Source organism: Streptomyces sp. NPDC024698 (genome assembly GCF_055559015.1).
Genome location: NZ_JBVHLK010000002.1, coordinates 34,956 through 54,057, shown reverse-complemented (window position 1 = coordinate 54,057; position 19,102 = coordinate 34,956). Strand labels below are relative to the sequence as shown.

Below are 19,102 nucleotides of genomic sequence, written 5' to 3'. Positions count from 1 at the left end.
AAAAGGATAGGCGGGGGCAGGGGCCCACGAAGGGCCCCTGTCGTGCCCGGGCCCCCGCGGCTAGCCTGCAAGGTCGGCTCAACCACGGGGGCGTGGGGGAACGGGGGATGCCATGAGCGACGCGGTGACGCGCATCGCACGGATCGAGATGCCCGACGGGACACCGGTGTGGGCCCGGATCTCGGGCGCGGACGAACTGGAGGACCCCGGCGGCGAGCTGTCCCTGACGGACGTCGGCTTCGCGGAGCGGGTGGAGGCCCAGGTCGAGAGCCTCCAGTCCCTGATCACCGGTGTCGCCCGCTCACTCGCCGCCCCGCTGCGCGCGGTGCGGCCCGACGAGGTCGGCGTCGAGTTCGGCATCGAGCTCACGGCGAAGGCCGGCAAGGTGGTCGGGCTGCTCGCGGACGGCGAGGCCAAGGCGGCCATCACGGTGACCCTCACCTGGAAGGGCGGCCCACCGGACCTGACACCGGCCGGAGCCCCGGAACCGACCGCGGCTCCCGAACCGGCCCCGGATGGACCACCCCCTCACGCGGCCCCGCACATGGCCGCGAACCCGCACGCCTCCCCGGCCCAGCTCCGACTGACCCAGCCCGAACCGGCCCCGCACCCACCCGCCCCGCACGCGGGCGCGTCCCCCGGCGCCCCGGCGCACGGTGGTGCCGCCGACCCCTCCGGCGGGGGCCGGGCATGACGGACGGGCACGCCCCGGGCGCACCGGGCGGCCCCGGGAACGCTCACCGTGCGCTGCGTGATCTGGTCATGGCCGCCACCGTGCGCATCCATCGCGCGGGCCCCGGGTATGCCCTGGACGAACCCGGCACGTTCCTCGGGAGCGGCTTCTTCATCGCTCCGAACTGGGTTCTGACCTGCGCACATGTGGTCCGGAGCGGGGAGGGGAACGAGGTGAGGGTGGTGTACGAGACAGGACCGGGCCGCGGCACGTCCGCCGTCACCGGCGAGGTCGCCACGGTCCTTCCGGACCGCGCCGGGCTCCCTGCGCGCGGCACCTGGCCGTCCCCCGACCTCGCCCTGGTACGGCTGCGCGAACCGGTGGACCACGACTGCGCCTACGTCACCGAACGCCCGGCCGCCTACTACGAGGAGTCGGTCGTCCTGTACTCCGGCTGGTCCGTGGTCGGCGGGCAGCTGCGCCGGCTCAGCGGCACCTGCACGGTCCAGGGCACGCTCGGCGGCTGGTCCGACGACGAGCAGATCCGCCTCGGCGGCGACGTGCTGCCGCCCGGCGTCTCGGGAGGACCGGTCGTCGACCCCGTACGCGGTGAGGTCGTCGGCGTCCTGAAGTCGCGCACGGACCGGGGGCTGGGCGGCACCTGCACGGGCGTGGAGCAGTTACGGGCCCTGCCGGTGCCGGCCGAGAAGCCGGCCGCCGAGCACGACGACCCGTACCACGCCGTCTTCCACGCCCACGACCGCTACCACCGCGACCGGCAGCGCCACCCGGACACCGACCGCGGCACCTGGGCCGACGTCCAGAACCAGCTCGGCGCCCGGCCCGGCCGGGCGATCAGCCCCGAGGAGCGGACCCAGTTGCTCGGCCGGCTCGCCGACCTGCCGCCGCCGGTCAGCACCCGTGCCCTGCTCGGTGTGCTCGAATCCCTGCTGGGCGACCGGGCGGCGATCCCGCATCCGGCCCCGCGCGGCTGGCGCGACGGGCTCGGGGCGCTCTACGAGAGCTCGCGCCAGGACGCGGCCCTCGATCTCGTCCTCGACTACGCCATGCGGGCGATGTCCGCCGAACGCCCCTTCGTCACCCCGGGCACCCGGGCCGCCGAACGGGCGCTGTGGGAGTGGGTGCGGCAGACCGCCGAGGGCCGTCCGGGCCCCGCCTACCGGCGCCGTCTCGGCCAACAGTGGATCGAGCGGCTCCAGTTGACGCCCCGCGGACCCGCGGCGGCGGAAGCAGAGGCGGCGCACGCCGCTGCACGCAGCGCCGACCGTGCGCCCCGCCTGTTCGTCCTGCTCGAACTGGAGCAGCTGGGCTGGGAGCCGGGCCGCTGCGACTGGCACGTCTCGGTGGGCCGGCCTGGCGGAGAGGTGGTCCGGCTGCGCGACGGCGAGCGCACCCCGCTGGAGGAACTGCCGGCCGTGCTCGCCCCGCACCTGACGGAGGCGTTCCGCCGGTGCGACGAACCCGGGCGGCCCGCCGACCTCCAGGTGGCGCTGCCCCATCTGCTGCTCGGACTCGACGTCGACGCCTGGCGGCTGGGGCCGGGCGAGGCACCGATCGGCGCCCAACGGCCCGTCGTCGTGCGCTGCGCCGACCGGGAACGGCTGCCCGAGCCGGACGGCACCGCCGCCCCGGCCGCCGCGCCGCTTCCCGCCGACGAGGAGCAGAGCGAGCGCGAGGCACGCTGGCGGTGGATCCACGCGCACGGCGCGCAGGCCGAAGTCCTCGACTGCGAGGACGGGTTGCGGGTACCCGTACCGGCCGCGGAGTCGCTGCGCGGCCTGCCGCACAAGACGATCCCGGTGCTCTGCCGCTACGGCGACCACCGCTTCGAGGACGACCCGGTCGCCATCGTCCGCATCGTGCACGGCGGATATGGCGTCGCGCTGTGGCGGCGCTGGCGCGGGCAGTCCGACGCGGTCTGCGGAGAGTTCCACCGAAGAGCCGGTGACACCGTCGCGGGCGCGGGCGGCGCCGACCGTCTGCCCGACCTCGTGCACGCGCTTCGGGCCGGACTGGACGAGGGCCGGCCCGAGACGTACTGGGCCCACGGGATCGCCCTGTTCTACGACGATCCGCGCCGGCCCCTGCCGGGGACCGGAGACCTGCTGGAGGCGCCATGACCGCAACGGAGGACTCCCTGTCGCGCGATGTCCGAAGCAGGCCGAAGTGGGCTGCCGCGAGCCCCTCTTGGGACCTTACGGGGTCCTTCGCGGATCGATACGGTGAGGCGACGATCGACGGCCGCCGGTGTGGACGAGTGACGACGAGGACTGGGCAATGACCGATTCCAGCGAGTGGCTCATCTACCGAGGCGCAGGCGAACCCCACGACGGCCTCGACCGGCTTCCGGCCCCGCCGCCGTGGCGCGACTTCGCGAGCCGGCACGCCGCCGGGACCGGCGGCGACGGCTCCGAGGACCGCAGGCTGGGCGCGCACCGGCATCTGGCCGAACTGCACCGGCCGGGCGCCGAGGAACTCGAAATGATCAACGCGGCGCTCTATCTGCGTCGGCCCCTGCTGGTCACCGGCAGCCCCGGCGCGGGCAAGAGCACGCTCGCGCACTCGGTGGCGTACGAACTCGGCCTCGGCAACGTCCTGCGCTGGCCGATCGTCAGCCGGTCCACCCTCCAGGACGGGCTCTACCACTACGACGCGATCGCCCGGCTCCAGGACGTGCAGCTCTCCGCGCCGCACGGAAGCGACCCGGCCGCTCCCGGCGCCCCCGGTTCCGTCGAGGGCATCGGCAGCTACATCCGGCTCGGCCCGCTCGGCACCGCGCTGCTGCCCTCCGAGACCCCCCGCGTGCTGCTCATCGACGAGCTGGACAAGAGCGACATCGACCTGCCCAACGATCTGCTGAACGTCCTGGAGGAGGGCGAGTTCGCGATCCCGGAGCTGGAGCGCGTCGCCGACCGCCTGCCCGGCGGCGAGGCCGCCGTGCTCACCGCCGACGGCACCAAGGCGCGGGTGCGCGACGGCCGGGTGCGCTGCCACACCTTCCCCTTCGTGGTGCTCACCAGCAACGGCGAGCGCGACTTCCCCGCCCCGCTGATGCGCCGCTGCATCCATCTGGAACTGGGCCGCCCGGACCACAAGCGGCTCGCCACCTTCGTACGCGCCCACCTGGGCGACGAGGCGGCGCGCGCCGGGGACGATCTGATCACCCACTTCCTGGAGCGCTCGCGCAGCGAACTCGTCGCCGCCGACCAGCTGCTGAACGCCATCTACCTCACCGACGCGGCGGCCCCGCCCAGTCGCGACCGGCTCGCCGACCTGCTCATCCAGCGACTCGACCGTCCGAGGTGACGCGCTGATGCCCGGCGGCGACCCGATCGCCGAACTCATCGCCCGGATACGGCAGACCGGGCTCGACCCCGATGCCCGGCAACTGGCCGACGCGCTGTGGCTGGCGCGCTGGTCGCGCCCGACGGACCCGGCCGCGGGCGAGCAGATGACCCCGCCGCCCGCTCGCGGGACGGCTGCCGAGGACCCCGGCGTCGTCCGCCCGGAGGCGCGCGCGGACGAACGGCCGCCGCCCGGCGACGGACCGGGACCCGTCTGGCCGGACACGGAGACGGAACGCCGCGTGGCGCTGTACCCGGTGCCGCGCGACGGCGCGCCGCGCGGATACGGGCAGGGCCGCTCGGCAGTGCTGCCGGTCGGCGTACCGGCCGCGCCCGCGTTCCCCTCCCCCCTCGAACTCCAGCGCGCCTTACGCCCGTTGCAGGGCTACCGCACCGCCGCGCCACCCCTGCGCAGTGTCCTGGACGAGACCCGGACCGCCGAACGGACCGCCCGCGCGGGCGGACTGGTCCTCCCGGTGTTCCGCGGGGTGACCCGCGCCGACGCCGCGCTCCAGCTCGTCCTGGACGCCTCCTCGTCCATGCGGGTGTGGGACCGCATGTTCGCCGAACTGGAACAGGTCTTCGGCCGCCTGGGCGCCTTCCGGGACATCCAGGTCAGCCACCTTCACCAGGGCCCGGACGGTGAGCCCGCCGTCAGCCGCAGTCCCGAGCCCGGCGCGGCCCCCCTGCACTCCGCCGACCGGCTCAGCGACCCCACGGGCCGCCGCGTCACCCTCCTCGTCAGCGACTGCGCCGGCCCCCTGTGGCACAGCGGCCACGCCCACCGGCTTCTGCACCGCCTGTCAGGACTCGGCCCCGCCGCCGTGCTCCAGCCGTTGCCGCAGCGCATGTGGAATCGCACCCGGCTCCCCGTGTCGTACGGCGAACTGACCCGCGGCGAGGCCCTCGCGGGCGCGGCCACACTGAAGGTCCGGCTGCCCGCCGGCACCCCGCCGGAGGCACGCGGCGGCGCGCTCCCGATACCCGTCCTGCCGCCCGAGCCCATCGCGCTCGGCGCCTGGGCGCGCCTGCTGTCCGGAGCGGGCGCGGGACCCGTGGCCGGCGCCGTCGGCTGGGTGCGCGGACACCACGAGCCCGCCCGGAGCACCCGGCCGGGACGCCGTATGTCCGGACTGGAACTGGTCAGCCGGTTCCGCTCCAACGCCTCCAAGACCGCCGGGCGGCTCGCCGGCTATCTCGCCGCCGCCCCGCTCAGCCTCCCCGTGATGCAGCTCGTCCAGCGCACCATGCTCCCCGACTCCGGACCCTCCGAACTGGCCGAAGTCCTGCTCAGCGGCCTCCTCTCCCGTGCCAGGACCGAGGAGTACGGCGCCGACGGCACCCAGTGGTACGCGTTCGCGCCCGGCGCGCAGGAAGCCCTGCTGTCCCCGCTGGGGCTCGACGAGGCGATGCTCGTGCTCAAGCACTGCTCCGAGTACATCGAGCAGCGCTTCGGCAAGGGCGGCCCCAACTTCCCCGCCCTGGCCCTCGCACAGCTCGGCGAGGGCGGTTCGGGACCGCCCCTCTCGCCCGGCGCCGGATACCCGGGCGAGAACGGCGACAACGGCGGCGCCACCCTCGTACCCCAGCCCTTCGCCGAGGTCGCCGCACGGGTGCTGGAGCGGTTCATGCCCCTGCCCGAACAGTTCGCCGGCCACGCGCCGGCCCGGGGCCCCGACGACCCGCCCGGCCGGCGGCGCACCCACCCCGCGGTGCTCCGGGCCCGCGCACTCGCCGACCGGTTCGCCGGCGAGGGCATGGTGCAGGACCTCATCGACGCCGTACAGCTGCTGCGCGGCGCGACCGAACACGAGACGCCTCCCGGCGCCGACCCGGAGCTCTGGGCCGAGTACGCCAACTGCGTCCTGCTGCTGTGGGAGGTGCAGGGCGGCGCCGACCTGCTGCGCGAGGCGGAGGCCGCCGCCGAACGCGCCGTCGCGCACCCACGGGCCCTGCGCGAGCGGGCCGTCCTGGCCCGGGTCCTGCACGCCGCCGCCACCGACCGCAGGCGGCGCGGCGACCGGCGCGGAGCGCTCGACCTGCTGCAACGCGCCGACCGCGAGTACGCGGTGGCCTGCGCCGCACCCGACCTGGACGCCGCCGAGGCCCTGCGGCTCACCCTGGAACGGGTCCGGGCCCTGGAGGCGCAGTGGCGCCTCGGCGGCGACAGCGCGCTCCTCCAGGGCGCGGTCGGCATGCTGGAGGCGTTCGCCGACGCCTGGCCCGACCGGGGGAGCCGCCCCTCCGGTCTCCCGCTCGCCCACGGCCGCGTCCTGCTGCGGCTGTCGGGCGCCACGGCCGACCACGAACAGGCCAGGCTGTACGCGCAGCAGGGCGCGCGCTCCCTGCGCGCCGCCCTGGAGAGCGGCCCCGGGAACGCGCCCGCCGAAGCCGCCGAGTCCTCACGCGTCCGCATCCTCATCGACCTCGTCGACGCGCTCCTCAGATCGGGCGGCGCACTGGACGACGCCCGGGCCCATGTCGACGAGGCACTCGCCCTGACCCGCGAACAGGGGCTGCGCTCGGCCCTGTCGGTCCGCGCCGGACGCATCCACCTCGCCCGGTACGCCGATTCGGGCGACCCGCGCGAACTCCAGGACGCCGCCGCGCGGTTCGAGCAGGCCTCCCGCGGAGTGCCCCGGGACGCCCCCGCGCACGCGGACGTCCTCGCCGAATGGGGCGAGGCCCTGCTGCGGCACGCCGTGCTCGACGGCGGACGCGCCCCGGGCGAATCGCTGTACCGGGCCATCCGGGTACTGCGCGACTGCCGTACGGAGACACCCGCGGGCAGCCCTGAACTCGCGCACCGGCTGCTGCTGCTGGGCCGCGCGCTGATGCTGCGCCACCGCGCCCGCGGCGACCGGGTCGATCTGCGCGAGGCCGAGCACCTCCTCGGCCTCGCGGCCCTTGAGGACGGCCCGCCGCTCACCACCGCCCGCTGCTGGCTGGAGCTCGGACAGGCCCAGTTCGAGGCCTACCAGAGCCTCGGCCGCAAGGCACGGCTCGACGAGGCCATCGACGCCTTCCGTGCCGCGGCCGAGTCGGCGCGCGAGGCCGAGGAGGAGGCCGAGACCGAGCGAACGCGTCAGGAAGCCGTGGAACTGGCCGCTCGGGCACAGCACTGGCGGGGTATGTCCTACGAAGCGGCGGCGCGCCCGCGTGCCGCGCGCGAGGCCTACCGGGCCGCGCGGACCGAGTGGTCAAGGCTGCCGGACGGCGTCGCGAGCGCGGGCGAGCCGACGGCCCGGCAGACGGCGCAGCGGCTGGCCGAGCTGGAGTGAGAACGCCCGCCGGCGGCCGCCGGGGCGGAGTCAGGGAAGCCGAGGGAGCAGACATGGGCGCACGCGACGACGCAGGCAACGGCGCACAGGACCGCGACGCGCCGGCGAGCGCAGCGGATCCGGCGGACCTCCCCGTCCCCGATCCGCTGGACCTGGACCTCGGGCAACTGCGGACGGTCAGGCACCCGGTCCTGGATGAGGTACTGGCCGATCTGCGGGCGCGTTCCGGTGAACCGGGCGAGATCCTGTGGGGGTTCAACAACGCCTTCTGACGCGTGATCCGGCCCGCCGTGCGGCTGAACCGGACAACTTCGGACGCCCGGTGTTTGTCGCCGGGGCGGGGCCGGGAATGCCGTCCGGTACGGGCAGGGGGCCGGGGCGCGGTTCGTGGCGCGGGATCGTGCGGCCGTACACCATGGGGGTGCCGGAGTGTCTCACGAGGCGACCTCCCCGGCACCGACGCCCGTCCCCACGGCCTCGGCCGCGCACCCCGGACGGCCCGCGCGCGAGGGTCCCGCACCCGAACCGCCTTTTCCCTTCCGGCAGTTCATCGTCAAGATGCACGGCCGCTGCAACCTCGCCTGCCGTTACTGCTACCTCTACGAAGGCCCCGACCGCACCTGGCGCACCCGCCCCGCGGCCGCCCCTCCCGGCGTCCTGGAGCGCACCGCGACCAGGATCGGGGAACACGCCCGGGCCCACGGCATGACGGCCGTGTCCCTGGTCCTGCACGGTGGCGAACCCCTGCTGGCCGGTGTGGACACCCTCGCCCGGTTCACCGGCCTCGTACGCGACCGGGTCCCGGACGGCTGCGCCGTGCACGCCACCGTCCAGACCAACGCCACCCTGCTCACCGAGCACCGGCTCGACGTCCTCGCCCGGCACTCCGTCCGCGTCGGCATCAGCCTCGACGGCGGACTGCCCGGGCACAACACGGCGCGCACCGACCGCGCCGGACGCCCGTCCTGGCCCGCCGCCGCCCGCGGCGCCCGGCTGATCGCCGAACGCCGGCCGGAGGCGTACGCCGGGATCCTCACCGTCGTCGACCCCACCACGGACCCCGTCGAGCTGTACGAGTCGCTGCTCGCGCTGCGGCCACCGGCCCTCGACCTGCTCCTCCCGCACGGCAACTGGTCCGCTCCACCCCCGCACAGCGAAGGCCGGGGAACCCCGTACGGCGACTGGCTGTGCGCCGTCTTCGACCGCTGGTGGCGGGCCGGGCGGCGCGAGACGCGGGTACGACTCTTCGAGGAGTGCCTCGCCCTGCTCCTCGGGCTGCCCGCCGCCACCGAGTCGCTCGGCCTCGCGCCCTTCGACGCCGTCGTCGTGGAGACCGACGGCTCCATCGAACAGGTCGACTCCCTCAAGTCCTGCTACGAGGGGGCGGCCAGGACCGGCCTCGACGTCTTCCGGAACAGTTTCGACCAGGCCCTGCGCCACCCGGGCGTCGCCGCCCGGCAGACGGGCGCCGCCTCGCTGGCCCCGTGCTGCCGGGCCTGCCCCCTGCTCCCCGTGTGCGGCGGCGGACACTACGCGCATCGATACCGGGCCGGACACGGCTTCGCCAACCCCTCCGTCTACTGCGCCGACCTCCAGACCTTCATCCGGCATGTCGCGCGAAGGCTGACGGCGGCCGTGCAGCCCGCCGCCACCGCCCCGGTCGGCCCGGTCGCCGCCCCCGCAACCGCCGTACCCCGGCCCGCCCCCGCCGTCCTCGAAGGAGACGTCCCGTGATCCTGCCCGCGGTCCCGGAACGGGCCGTGGACGAACTGGGCCGCACCGAAGGCGGCCCCGAGACCCTCGGGCTTCTCGTCCGCGGCCAGCACACCCGACGGCTGCTTCTGCTCCGCGCGGTCCTCGACGCCGCCGAGTCGGCCGGCCCGGACATCTGTCCCGCCGCCACGCTGACCCGGCTGCGCGAGGACTGGGCCCTGCTGGAGGAGGCCGAACGGCTGGAGCCGTACGGGCGGGCGGTCCCCTCCCCGGATCCCGACGCGGACGCGGCCCACGGGAACCCGTCGCCGCCGTCGCCGGTCCGGGCCCTGATCCTCCACCCGTTCATCGGCCCCTGGGCCGGCGAGGCCCTGCGCGCGCTCGGGCCGGGGGCGGGCCCTCCCTCCGGTCGGGACACCCGCGAACCGGCCCGCGCCCTCGCGTACTTCGGGACCCTCGCGGCCGTCGCCGCCGCCCGCGCCGGGGTGCCCTACACGCTGCGGCTGACGGCCCACGACGGCGTGCTGACCCTGCCCTCGCTCGGCGCGCTGCGCACCGGCGGTTCCGGGCGGGGCGGGGCGGAGGTGGCCGTCGTGCACCGGCGCGGGCGGCTGACGCTCCGCAGGCCCGGCGAGGCCGACACGGTCGTCCACCTCCAGAGCGAAGCAGGCGCCTGGTCGGAGGCGGCGGCCTGGACATCCGCGTACACGCTGCCCGGACTGGTGCCGGGCAGCGCCCCCGTACCGCTGGACGACCTCGACCCGTACCGGACCGCCCGCGGCGGACCCCGCCCCCACACCCTGAGCGGACCCGCCGACCTCGACGAAGCGGGCCGCAAACACTGGCTGCACACCTGGTCGGGCACCGCCGCCGCACTCGCCGCGGGCGGCGCGGGCCGGCTCGCGGAATCGGTGACCCTGCTGCGCTGCCTGGTCCCGCTGGCCACCCCTCCCGGTTCGGGTCCCGACGGAGTCGGCGGCAGTTGCAGCGGCACCCGACGTGAGGCCTTCGGCGCGGTGCTCAGCAGCGCGCCCGCGACGGCGACCGTGCTCGCCGCCACCCTCGTCCACGAGATCCAGCACACCAAACTCGCTGCGCTCGGCGACCTCGTGACGCTCCATCACGCGAGCCCCGTGGCACGTCACTTCGCACCCTGGCGCCCCGATCCCCGCCCCTACGACGGCCTGTTGCAGGGTGCCTACTCCCACCTCGCGCTCGCGGACTTCTTCCAGCGCGCCGCGCTCGCCGCCACGCTTCCCGCCCGCCGGGACGCCGCCTGGGAACGGCACGCGCGCTGTCAGGCACAGGTCGGCGCCGTCCTGCCGGCCCTCGTCGGATCGCGTGATCTCACCGTGCGCGGACGCCGGTTCGTCGACCGCATGGTCGAGGTGTACGAACGCCTCGCCGAACAGCCGCCGCCCCGCGGACACGCGGCACGCGCCACCGCGTACGTACAGGCCGCCCGAACCCTGTGGCACCGGCGCCACGCCTCCGGCGAATGAACCGCACACCACCGGGAGACGACGCGATTGAGCCATCCTCGCCGAAAGCCCCGGGTTGCCGGACGCGGGCCGGACCGTGCGCCAAGATCGACGCTGAACACCTTGCAGAAGGAACCGTGGAGCAAGCGACCGGTGTGCGTCGGCGCCCTATCGCCGACCCTCGCGGCGGTTCTAAAATCACGCGCGGGGAGGCCGCTGCATGTCTGGAGCTCGTACGCCGGTCGGGCCAGCCGAGAGGGGGCCCGCGAAGCAGACCGTCACCATCAGCTTCGCCGGTTTCAACCGGGCCTGGGCGGCCTGGATCGGGGACCGGCTGGAACGGCGTGGCCACCGCGTCGTGTACCAGCGCTGGGACTCCCCGGCCGAGGTGCCCCTCGTCGACCTGCTGCGCGACCTGACCCTGGCCAAGGGCCGCATCCTGATCGTCGTCAGCGAGTGGTACTTCCAGCTCGGCCCGCGCACCCACGAGGAGTGGAACGCCGCGCTGCGCGAGGTCGTCGCACCCGACCCGTCCCGCTTCGCCGCCGTCTCCGTCACCAACAGCACGGTGCCGACGGCCACCACCGTGCTCGGCGCGGTCGACCTGAACAACATGGGTGCCGACGAAGCCGAGCGCCGCGTCCTGGAGCGCCTCGACCTGCCCGCCGAGCCCCTGCCCGAATCCGTCGAGGGAGCCCGGCGCGGCCCCCGCTTCCCGGCCGCCATGCCCGAGGTCTGGGGCGGCGTACCGCGCCGCAACACCCGCTTCACCGGCCGCGAGCCGCTCCTGAACGACGCCTACCACCTGCTCCAGGGCGCCGAGGCCGGCGCGGGCGTGGTCACCCTGCACGGCATGTCAGGCGTCGGCAAGACCCAGCTCGCCGCCGAGTACGTCTACCGGTTCGGCTCCGAGTACGACGTCGTGTGGTGGGTCAACGCCGAGAAGCGCGTCACCTACCGGCGCCGACTGGCCGAACTGGCACCGCAGTTGGGGCTGTCCACCGGAGCCGAGTACGGCGAACGGCTGCGTGCCGTACGCGACTCGCTGCGCCGGGGCGACCCGTACTCCCGCTGGCTGCTGATCCTGGACGGCGCGGACGAGCCGGACCAGATCTACGACCTCGTCCCCACCGGACCCGGCCACGTCCTGATCACCTCCCGCAACCCCGAGTGGAGCGAGCACAACAGCAGACTGCTGGAGGTGCCGGTCTACGCCCGTGACGAGTCCGTGGCCTTCATCCGCCGCCGCGCGCCCCGGCTGAGCGAACCCGAGGCCGACCAACTCGCCGAGGCCTTGGAGGACTTGCCTCTCCTGCTGGACCAGACCGCCGGCTGGCTCAACGACTCCGACCTGTCCGTCCAGGAGTACATCGCCCTGCTCGACGGAGGCATCGACCAGGACGTCGTCAAGGTCTCCGCCGACTTCCCGGTCGCCTTCCAGACCGCCTGGTCGATACTGTTGAACAAACTCCGCGACACCGTCCCGGAGTCCGTCGACCTGCTCCGCCTGTGCACCTTCTTCGCGCCCGGGTTCATCCCCGTACGCCTGCTCAAGGAGATGCCGCACGACCAACTGCCCGAACAGATCGCCGGTCTGCTCAACGACCCGCTGCTGTGGAACAAGGCGATCAACCAGCTCCGCCAGTACTCCGTCGTCCGCCTGGAGTCCCACGAGGCGGCCGGCGACGAGGCCGCGTCCTCCGGCGAGTCCCTGTACCTGCACCGCATGGTCCACCAGATCGTCCACAAGGACATGCCCGACGCGGACCGCCGCGAGTTCATCGACGTGGTCCGCCGCGCCCTGGCCGCGGCCGACCCCCGCCGCCCCACGGACACCCGGCTGTGGCCCGGCTACGCGGAGATCGTCCCGCATCTGAAGTACGCGGACGTCCTGAAGAGCAAGGACACCGCCGTACAGATGCTCGTCTTCAACTGCCTCCGCTACATGTACATTTCGGGCGAGTACCAGTCGGGCATCCGGCTCGGGGAACGCGCCATGGAGGCCTGGCGGCCCCTGCTGGGCGAGAACCACCCGCGCGTCTGGGAGCTGACGCACCACTACGCCAACCTGCTGCGCGCCGTCGGCGACTACCAGCACACCGAGGCCATCGAGCGCGCCGCCGTCGAGCACCTGCGCGCGGAACGCGGCCCCCAGGACCTGGAACACCTCCGCGCCGCCACCGGTCTCGCCGCCGACCTGCGCGGCCTCGCCCGCTACCACGAGGCACTGGAACTCTCCCAGTGGATCTTCACCGCCTACAGCGACCTCCTCGGCGACGCCGACTCCCGCACCCTGGGCGCCCAGAACAACCTCGCGGTGTCCCTGCGGCTGCTCGGCCGTTTCGAGGAGGCCCTGGAGATCGACCGGCGCACCATGGAGTCGCGCAGGCTCCTGCTGCGCGGCCGGCACCCGTGGACCCTCTCCTCCCAGATCCACTACGCCGTCGACCTGCGCTACCTCGGGCGCTACACCGAGGCCGAGTCCATCCAGACGGAGAGCGTGCGCGAACACCGCATCGTCATGGGGGCGGACAACCCGCAGACCCTGGACGCCGAACACAACCTGGCCCTGTGCCAGTACCGCGGCGGCGACCGCCGGGCCGCCGGCGCGCTGTTCGCCCGCGTCCTGGAGCGCTGCGAACGCGTCCTGGGCGAAACCCACCCGCAGACCCTGCGGTTCGCCGCCAACACGAGCTGCTTCGTCCGCGAACACGGCGACATCGACCAGGCGCGGGAGATCGGCGAGTCCGTCGTCGCCCGCTACGAGGTGATGCTCGCCGAGGGGCACCCCTACATCGCCGGAGTCCGCGCCAACCACGCCCTGGTCCTGCGGAGCGTCGGCGAACGCGATCACGCGCACGCCGCCATCGACGAGGCACTGGCCGACATGACCGTGGCGGTCGGCGAGAACCACCCCTGGACACTCGGCTGCGCCATCAACGCCGCCGCCCTGCGCAACCTCATCGGCGACCCCGAGTCGGCCGCGGCGCTCACGCAGGACACGGTGGTCCGCGCCACCGAGGCCCTCGGCCGCACCCACCCGCTGACCCTCTCGGCCCGGATCGCCCACGCGGCCGATCTGCGCGGGCTGCGGGACCGCCAGCAGGCGGAGAAGGTCGAGCAGGCGGCCCTCGACGACCTGGCCGCCACCCTCGGCCCCCAGCACGTCCACACCATCTCCGCCCGCTCCCGCAACCGGCCCTTCTGGGACTTCGAACCGCAGGAGACGTGAGGTCCGTGCCGGAGGCCCCCGCTCCCGGCACCGCCCGGAACACCGAAGGGGCCTGGCCCCGAGTCCGTCCGGACTCGGGGCCAGGCCCCTTCGTACTGCCGTGCCGGAGGCCTAGGCCTCGAACACCTCACGCACCAGCTGCTCCTGCTCCGCCTGGTGCCGCTTCGCGGAACCGACGGCGGGGGAGGAGGAGTGCGGACGCGAGATGCGGCGCAGGCGCTCGGCGCCCGGGACGTCCGCGCCGACCGCGAGGTCCAGGTGGTCGATCAGGTTGAGCGCGATGAACGGCCAGGCACCCTGGTTCGCCGGCTCCTCCTGGGCCCACAGGTACTTCTCGGCGTTCGGGTACTTGGCGATCTCCGCCTGGAGCTCGGCACCCGGCAGCGGGTACAGACGCTCGATACGGATGATCGCCGTGTCCGTGGAGCCGCGCTTCTTCCGCTCGGCCTCCAGGTCGTAGTACAGCTTGCCGGCGCAGAACACGACCCTGCGCACGGCGGACGCCTCGACCGTGTCGTCACCGATGACCGGGCGGAACTGGCCCGTCGTGAACTCCTCCGCCTTCGACGCGGCGGCCTTGAGGCGCAGCATCGACTTCGGGGTGAAGACCACCAGCGGCTTGTGGTGCGGGTTGTGCACCTGCCACCGCAGGAGGTGGAAGTAGTTCGACGGGGACGTCGGCTGGGCGACCGTCATGTTGTTCTGCGCGCACAGCTGGAGGAAGCGCTCGATCCGGGCCGAGGAGTGGTCCGGGCCCTGGCCCTCGTAGCCGTGCGGGAGCAGCAGGGTGACGCCGGACGTCTGGCCCCACTTCTGCTCGGCGGCCGAGATGTACTCGTCGACGACCGTCTGGGCGCCGTTGACGAAGTCGCCGAACTGCGCCTCCCACATCACCAGCGCGTCCGGGCGGGCCAGCGAGTAGCCGTACTCGAAGCCCATGACCGCGTACTCGGAGAGCAGCGAGTCGTAGACGTTCAGGCGGGCCTGCTCGTCCGAGAGGTACTGGAGCGGGGTGTAGTCCTCGCCCGTGACCCGGTCGATCAGCACCGCGTGGCGCTGGCCGAAGGTGCCGCGGCGCGAGTCCTGGCCGGACAGCCGGACCGGCGTGCCCTCCAGGAGCAGCGAACCGATGGCGAGGGTCTCGCCCATGCCCCAGTCGATCGTGCCGTCCTCGATCATCGCCGCGCGGCGCTGGAGCTGCGGGAGCAGTCGCGGGTGCACGGTGACGTTGTCGGGGATGTTGACCTGGGACTCGGCGATCCGCTTCACGACCTCCTGGGAGACCGCGGTGGACACGGCGACCGGGAACTCGGCCTGGACGTCCGGGACGTGGGCCTCGGGCGCCTGCGCGACGGCCTCGCGGACCTCGGTGAAGACCTTCTCCAGCTGGCCCTGGAAGTCCTGGAGCGCCTGCTCGGCCTCTTCGAGGGTGATGTCGCCGCGGCCGATGAGGGACTCGGTGTAGAGCTTGCGCACCGAGCGCTTCTTGTCGATCAGGTCGTACATCAGCGGCTGCGTGAACGCCGGGTTGTCGGACTCGTTGTGTCCGCGGCGGCGGTAGCAGATGAGGTCGATCACGACGTCCTTGTTGAACGCCTGACGGAACTCGAAGGCCAGACGCGCGACGCGGACGACGGCCTCGGGGTCGTCGCCGTTCACGTGGAAGATCGGCGCCTCGATCATGCGGGCCACGTCGGTGGCGTACATGGAGGAGCGCGACGACTCCGGGGCGGCGGTGAAGCCGACCTGGTTGTTGATGACGATGTGGACCGTGCCGCCCGTGCGGTAGCCGCGCAGCTGCGACATGTTGAGCGTCTCGGCGACCACACCCTGGCCGGCGAAGGCCGCGTCACCGTGCAGGGCGACGGGCAGGACGGTGAAGTCCGTGCCGCCCTTGTTGATGATGTCCTGGCGGGCGCGGACGATGCCCTCGATGACCGGGTCGACCGTCTCCAGGTGGGACGGGTTGGCGGCCAGCGAGACCTTGATCTGCTCGCCGTCCAGGCCGGTGAAGGTGCCGTGGGCGCCCAGGTGGTACTTCACGTCGCCGGAGCCGTGCATCGACTTCGGGTCGAGGTTGCCCTCGAACTCGCGGAAGATCTGCGCGTACGACTTGCCGACGATGTTGGCGAGGACGTTCAGGCGGCCGCGGTGGGCCATGCCGATGACGACCTCGTCCAGGCGGGACTCCGCGGCGCTGTCGATGACGGCGTCCAGGAGCGGGATGACGGACTCGCCGCCCTCCAGGGAGAAGCGCTTCTGGCCGACGTACTTCGTCTGGAGGAAGGTCTCGAAGGCCTCGGCGGAGTTCAGCCGGCGCAGGATGCGCAGCTGCTCCTCGCGCTCCGGCTTGGAGTGCGGGCGCTCGATGCGGTCCTGGATCCACTTGCGCTGCTTCGGGTCCTGGATGTGCATGAACTCGATGCCGGTGGTGCGGCAGTACGAATCGCGCAGCACGCCGAGGATGTCGCGCAGCTTCATCAGCGACTTGCCGGAGAAGCCGCCGACCGCGAACTCGCGCTCCAGGTCCCACAGGGTGAGGCCGTGCTCGGTGATGTCCAGGTCGGGGTGCTTGCGCTGCTTGTACTCCAGCGGGTCGGTGTCGGCCATGACGTGGCCGCGGACCCGGTAGGAGTGGATCAGCTCGAAGACACGGGCGGCCTTGGTGACGTCGTCGTCGTGGCTGGCGTCGATGTCCTTGAGCCAGCGGACCGGCTCGTAGGGGATCCGCAGCGACTCGAAGATCTCGTCGTAGAAGCCGGTCTCGCCGAGCAGGTAGTTCGCGACGATGCGCAGGAACTCGCCGGAGGCGGCGCCCTGGATGACCCGGTGGTCGTAGGTCGACGTGAGCGTCATGACCTTCGCGATGCCGAGCTTGTTCAGGGTGTCCTGGGAGGTGCCCTGGAACTCCGCCGGGTAGTCCATCGAGCCGACGCCCATGATGACCGACTGTCCGGGCATCAGACGCGGGACCGAGTGGACGGTGCCGAGGCCGCCGGGGTTGGTCAGGGAGACCGTGACACCGGTGAAGTCGTCCATCGTCAGCTTGCCGTCACGGGCGCGGCGGACGATGTCCTCATAGGCCTGCCAGAACTCGAAGAAGTTCAGCGTCTCGGCCTTCTTGATGCCCGCGACGACCAGCTGGCGGTCGCCGTTGGGCTTCACCAGGTCGATGGCGAGGCCGAAGTTGACGTGCGGAGGCTTGACGAGGGTGGGCTTCCCGTCCTTCTCCACGAAGTGCCAGTTCATCGACGGCATGGCCTTGATGGCCTGCACCATCGCGTACCCGATGAGGTGGGTGAAGGAGATCTTCCCGCCCCGGGCGCGCTTCAGGTGGTTGTTGATGACGATGCGGTTGTCGAAGAGCAGCTTCACCGGGACCGCGCGCACGGACGTGGCCGTGGGCAGCTCCAGGGAGGCGTTCATGTTCTTCGCGACGGCACCGGCGGGACCGCGCAGGGTCACGTACTCGGGACCCTCGGGCGCCTCCGTGACCGGGGCGGCCTTCGGCTTCGCGGCGGCCGGAGCGGCAGCGGCGGGAGCCGGGGCGGCGGCAGCGGGCTTCGGAGCCGCGGGAGCGGCGGCCGGAGCGGGCGCGGGCGCGGCCGGGGCCTGGGGAGGAGCCTGGCGCGCCGCGGGCGGCGCGGGAGCGGCCGGAGCGGCCGGGGTGGTGGTCCCTGCGGCCCCCGCGGCCGCAGTACCCGCCGGAGCCGAGGTGGCGGGCGCCCCGGGCTTGTAATCGGCGAAGAAGTCCCACCAGGCTCGGTCTACCGAATTCGGGTCCTGGAGGTACTGCTGATAGATCTCATCGACGAGCCACTCGTTGGCACCGAAGGCGGCCGCGGGGTTCTTCCCGGCGGCTTGGTCATCGGTCGAGATACTCGAGTTACTGGGGGACTGTGGCGACACGGCGCTAACCGCCCTCTTCCGCTTCGCAAGGTGATGGACAGCGGGAATAAAGGCTACGCCTCCCTGGCCGAGAAGGTCAGGCCGGGCCCGTCCAACGTCGCGTAAGTCACATCGGAAACCGTGTTTCGCCCATGGAAATGGCGGGAAACAAGCGAGGTTCCGCTTCGAAACGGGTACGTCGGTTGGGGGTCGCGGTGTCCCTCACGCGGCCCTGTGCCTGATCACACGTGTACGCCGGCGGCGACAACGATGGATCTTGCGGCTCCGGTTCGAACTTTACGTCAACTTGGGAGAGAAGGGAGGGCCGGAAGGATGACCTGGATCCGGCAGCCCCGCTGAGATTCGGCCACACCGATCCGTCCGCCGTGCAGATCCACCGCCCAGCGGGCGATCGCGAGCCCGAGACCCGTGCCGCCGTCGCTGCCCGGACCGTGCGGCGCGGGCACCCCGCCGCGGTTGAACCGCTCGAAGACGCGGTGCCATTCCGACTTCGGAATCCCGGGGCCCTCGTCCAGGACCTCCAGGGCCAGCGACTCGGGATGGTCGCCCCGCCGCGCCCGTACCGTCACCCGACCGTGCGGCGGACTGTGCTTGACCGCGTTGTCGATGAGATTCGCCACGACCTGGTGGATCCGCTCCGGGTCCGCGTGCGCGGTCAGCTCCGGCGGGGACACGTCGAGGTGCAGATGGACGTCCTTGCGGGTGTGGCCGCCGCCGGAACCCGACGCCAGGTCGGCGCGCGCGGAGGCGACCATGTTGGCCTCCTTCAGCACCCCGGACAGATACGGCCACACCTCGAAGCGCCGTCTGCGCAGCGGTACGACGCCGTTGTCCAGCCGGGACAGGTCGAGAAGGGTCTCCACCAGCCGGCCGAGGCGCTCCGTCTGCTTCAGCGCGGTGCGCATCGTCTCGGGGTCGGCCTCCGAGACGCCGTCCACGACGTTCTCCAGGACCGCGCGCAGCCCCGCGATCGGGGTGCGCAGCTCGTGCGAGACATTCGCCACGAGCTCCTTGCGCTGCCGGTCCTGGGCCTCCAGCTCGTCGGCCATGAGGTTGATCGTCTGGGCCAGGTCGCCCAGCTCGTCCCGCCGGTCGTCGCGCACCCGGCGGGTGTAGTCGCCGTGCCAGATCGAGCGGGCCACCGCGTTCATCTCGTCCAGCGGAGCGGTGAGCGAGTGCGCCACGAACTGCGTGATCAGCAGGGTGGCGATCATCGAGAAGACCGTGATGAAGCGGAGCTCCGTCTTGGTGTGCACCGCGATCATCGACAGACCGGTCGTGATGAGCACGGAGATGACGACCAGCGCGCCCAGCTTGGTCTTGATCGAGAAGGGGCGCACCTCGCCCCAGGAGCCCGAACTCCGGCGCTCCAGGGGCGCGCGATCGCCGAGCCCGCGTCCCCGCTCGCCAAGTCCGCGTCCCCGCTCTCCGAGTCCGCTCATCACATC

General features: G+C 73.1%; 10 protein-coding genes. 8 read left to right on the top strand and 2 right to left on the bottom strand.

All coding sequences use genetic code 11. From position 1 onward, the window contains the following. Window positions 1-112: 112 nt before the first annotated feature. From ACZ4AA_RS04660 to fxsT, 8 genes are all read left to right on the top strand, one after another. Window positions 113-694, top strand: a complete 582-nt coding sequence (locus tag ACZ4AA_RS04660) for a CU044_2847 family protein (RefSeq protein ID WP_467595301.1) — start codon at window positions 113-115, stop codon at window positions 692-694. Then, window positions 691-2,814: a VMAP-C domain-containing protein gene (locus ACZ4AA_RS04655; protein ID WP_467595299.1), complete on the top strand. Its 2,124-nt coding sequence runs from the start codon at window positions 691-693 to the stop codon at window positions 2,812-2,814. Before ACZ4AA_RS04660 ends, ACZ4AA_RS04655 begins: the two co-directional genes overlap by 4 nt. A gap of 157 nt (window positions 2,815-2,971) precedes the next feature. Then, complete coding sequence (locus ACZ4AA_RS04650; protein ID WP_467595296.1) at window positions 2,972-4,000, top strand: AAA family ATPase; 1,029 nt, start codon at window positions 2,972-2,974, stop codon at window positions 3,998-4,000. Between the two features lie 7 nt (window positions 4,001-4,007). Further along, window positions 4,008-7,319, top strand: a complete 3,312-nt coding sequence (locus tag ACZ4AA_RS04645) for an SAV_2336 N-terminal domain-related protein (protein WP_467595293.1) — start codon at window positions 4,008-4,010, stop codon at window positions 7,317-7,319. 53 nt (window positions 7,320-7,372) lie between these two features. Beyond that, window positions 7,373-7,591: an FxSxx-COOH cyclophane-containing RiPP peptide gene (fxsA, locus tag ACZ4AA_RS04640; protein WP_467595288.1), complete on the top strand. Its 219-nt coding sequence runs from the start codon at window positions 7,373-7,375 to the stop codon at window positions 7,589-7,591. Window positions 7,592-7,877: 286 nt separating this feature from the next. Then, on the top strand, window positions 7,878-9,053 hold the full coding sequence (locus tag ACZ4AA_RS04635) for an FxsB family cyclophane-forming radical SAM/SPASM peptide maturase (protein ID WP_467597028.1): 1,176 nt from the start codon (window positions 7,878-7,880) through the stop codon (window positions 9,051-9,053). Next, on the top strand, window positions 9,053-10,534 hold the full coding sequence (locus ACZ4AA_RS04630; protein WP_467597025.1) for an aKG-HExxH-type peptide beta-hydroxylase: 1,482 nt from the start codon (window positions 9,053-9,055) through the stop codon (window positions 10,532-10,534). Before ACZ4AA_RS04635 ends, ACZ4AA_RS04630 begins: the two co-directional genes overlap by 1 nt. A 199-nt stretch (window positions 10,535-10,733) precedes the next feature. Continuing rightward, window positions 10,734-13,745 carry an FxSxx-COOH system tetratricopeptide repeat protein gene (gene fxsT, locus ACZ4AA_RS04625; protein WP_467595285.1) on the top strand — a complete coding sequence of 1,004 codons (3,012 nt, stop codon included), beginning with the start codon at window positions 10,734-10,736 and terminating at the stop codon, window positions 13,743-13,745. Between the two features lie 111 nt (window positions 13,746-13,856). Here the strand turns inward: fxsT and ACZ4AA_RS04620 are convergent, their stop codons facing one another. Together ACZ4AA_RS04620 and ACZ4AA_RS04615 are read right to left on the bottom strand one after the other, a co-directional pair. Continuing rightward, window positions 13,857-17,654 (bottom strand): multifunctional oxoglutarate decarboxylase/oxoglutarate dehydrogenase thiamine pyrophosphate-binding subunit/dihydrolipoyllysine-residue succinyltransferase subunit, encoded by a 3,798-nt coding sequence (locus tag ACZ4AA_RS04620; protein WP_467595282.1) that lies wholly within the window; start codon window positions 17,652-17,654, stop codon window positions 13,857-13,859. A gap of 281 nt (window positions 17,655-17,935) precedes the next feature. Then, window positions 17,936-19,096, bottom strand: a complete 1,161-nt coding sequence (locus ACZ4AA_RS04615) for a HAMP domain-containing sensor histidine kinase (protein WP_467595279.1) — start codon at window positions 19,094-19,096, stop codon at window positions 17,936-17,938. Between the last annotated feature and the right edge of the window lie 6 nt (window positions 19,097-19,102).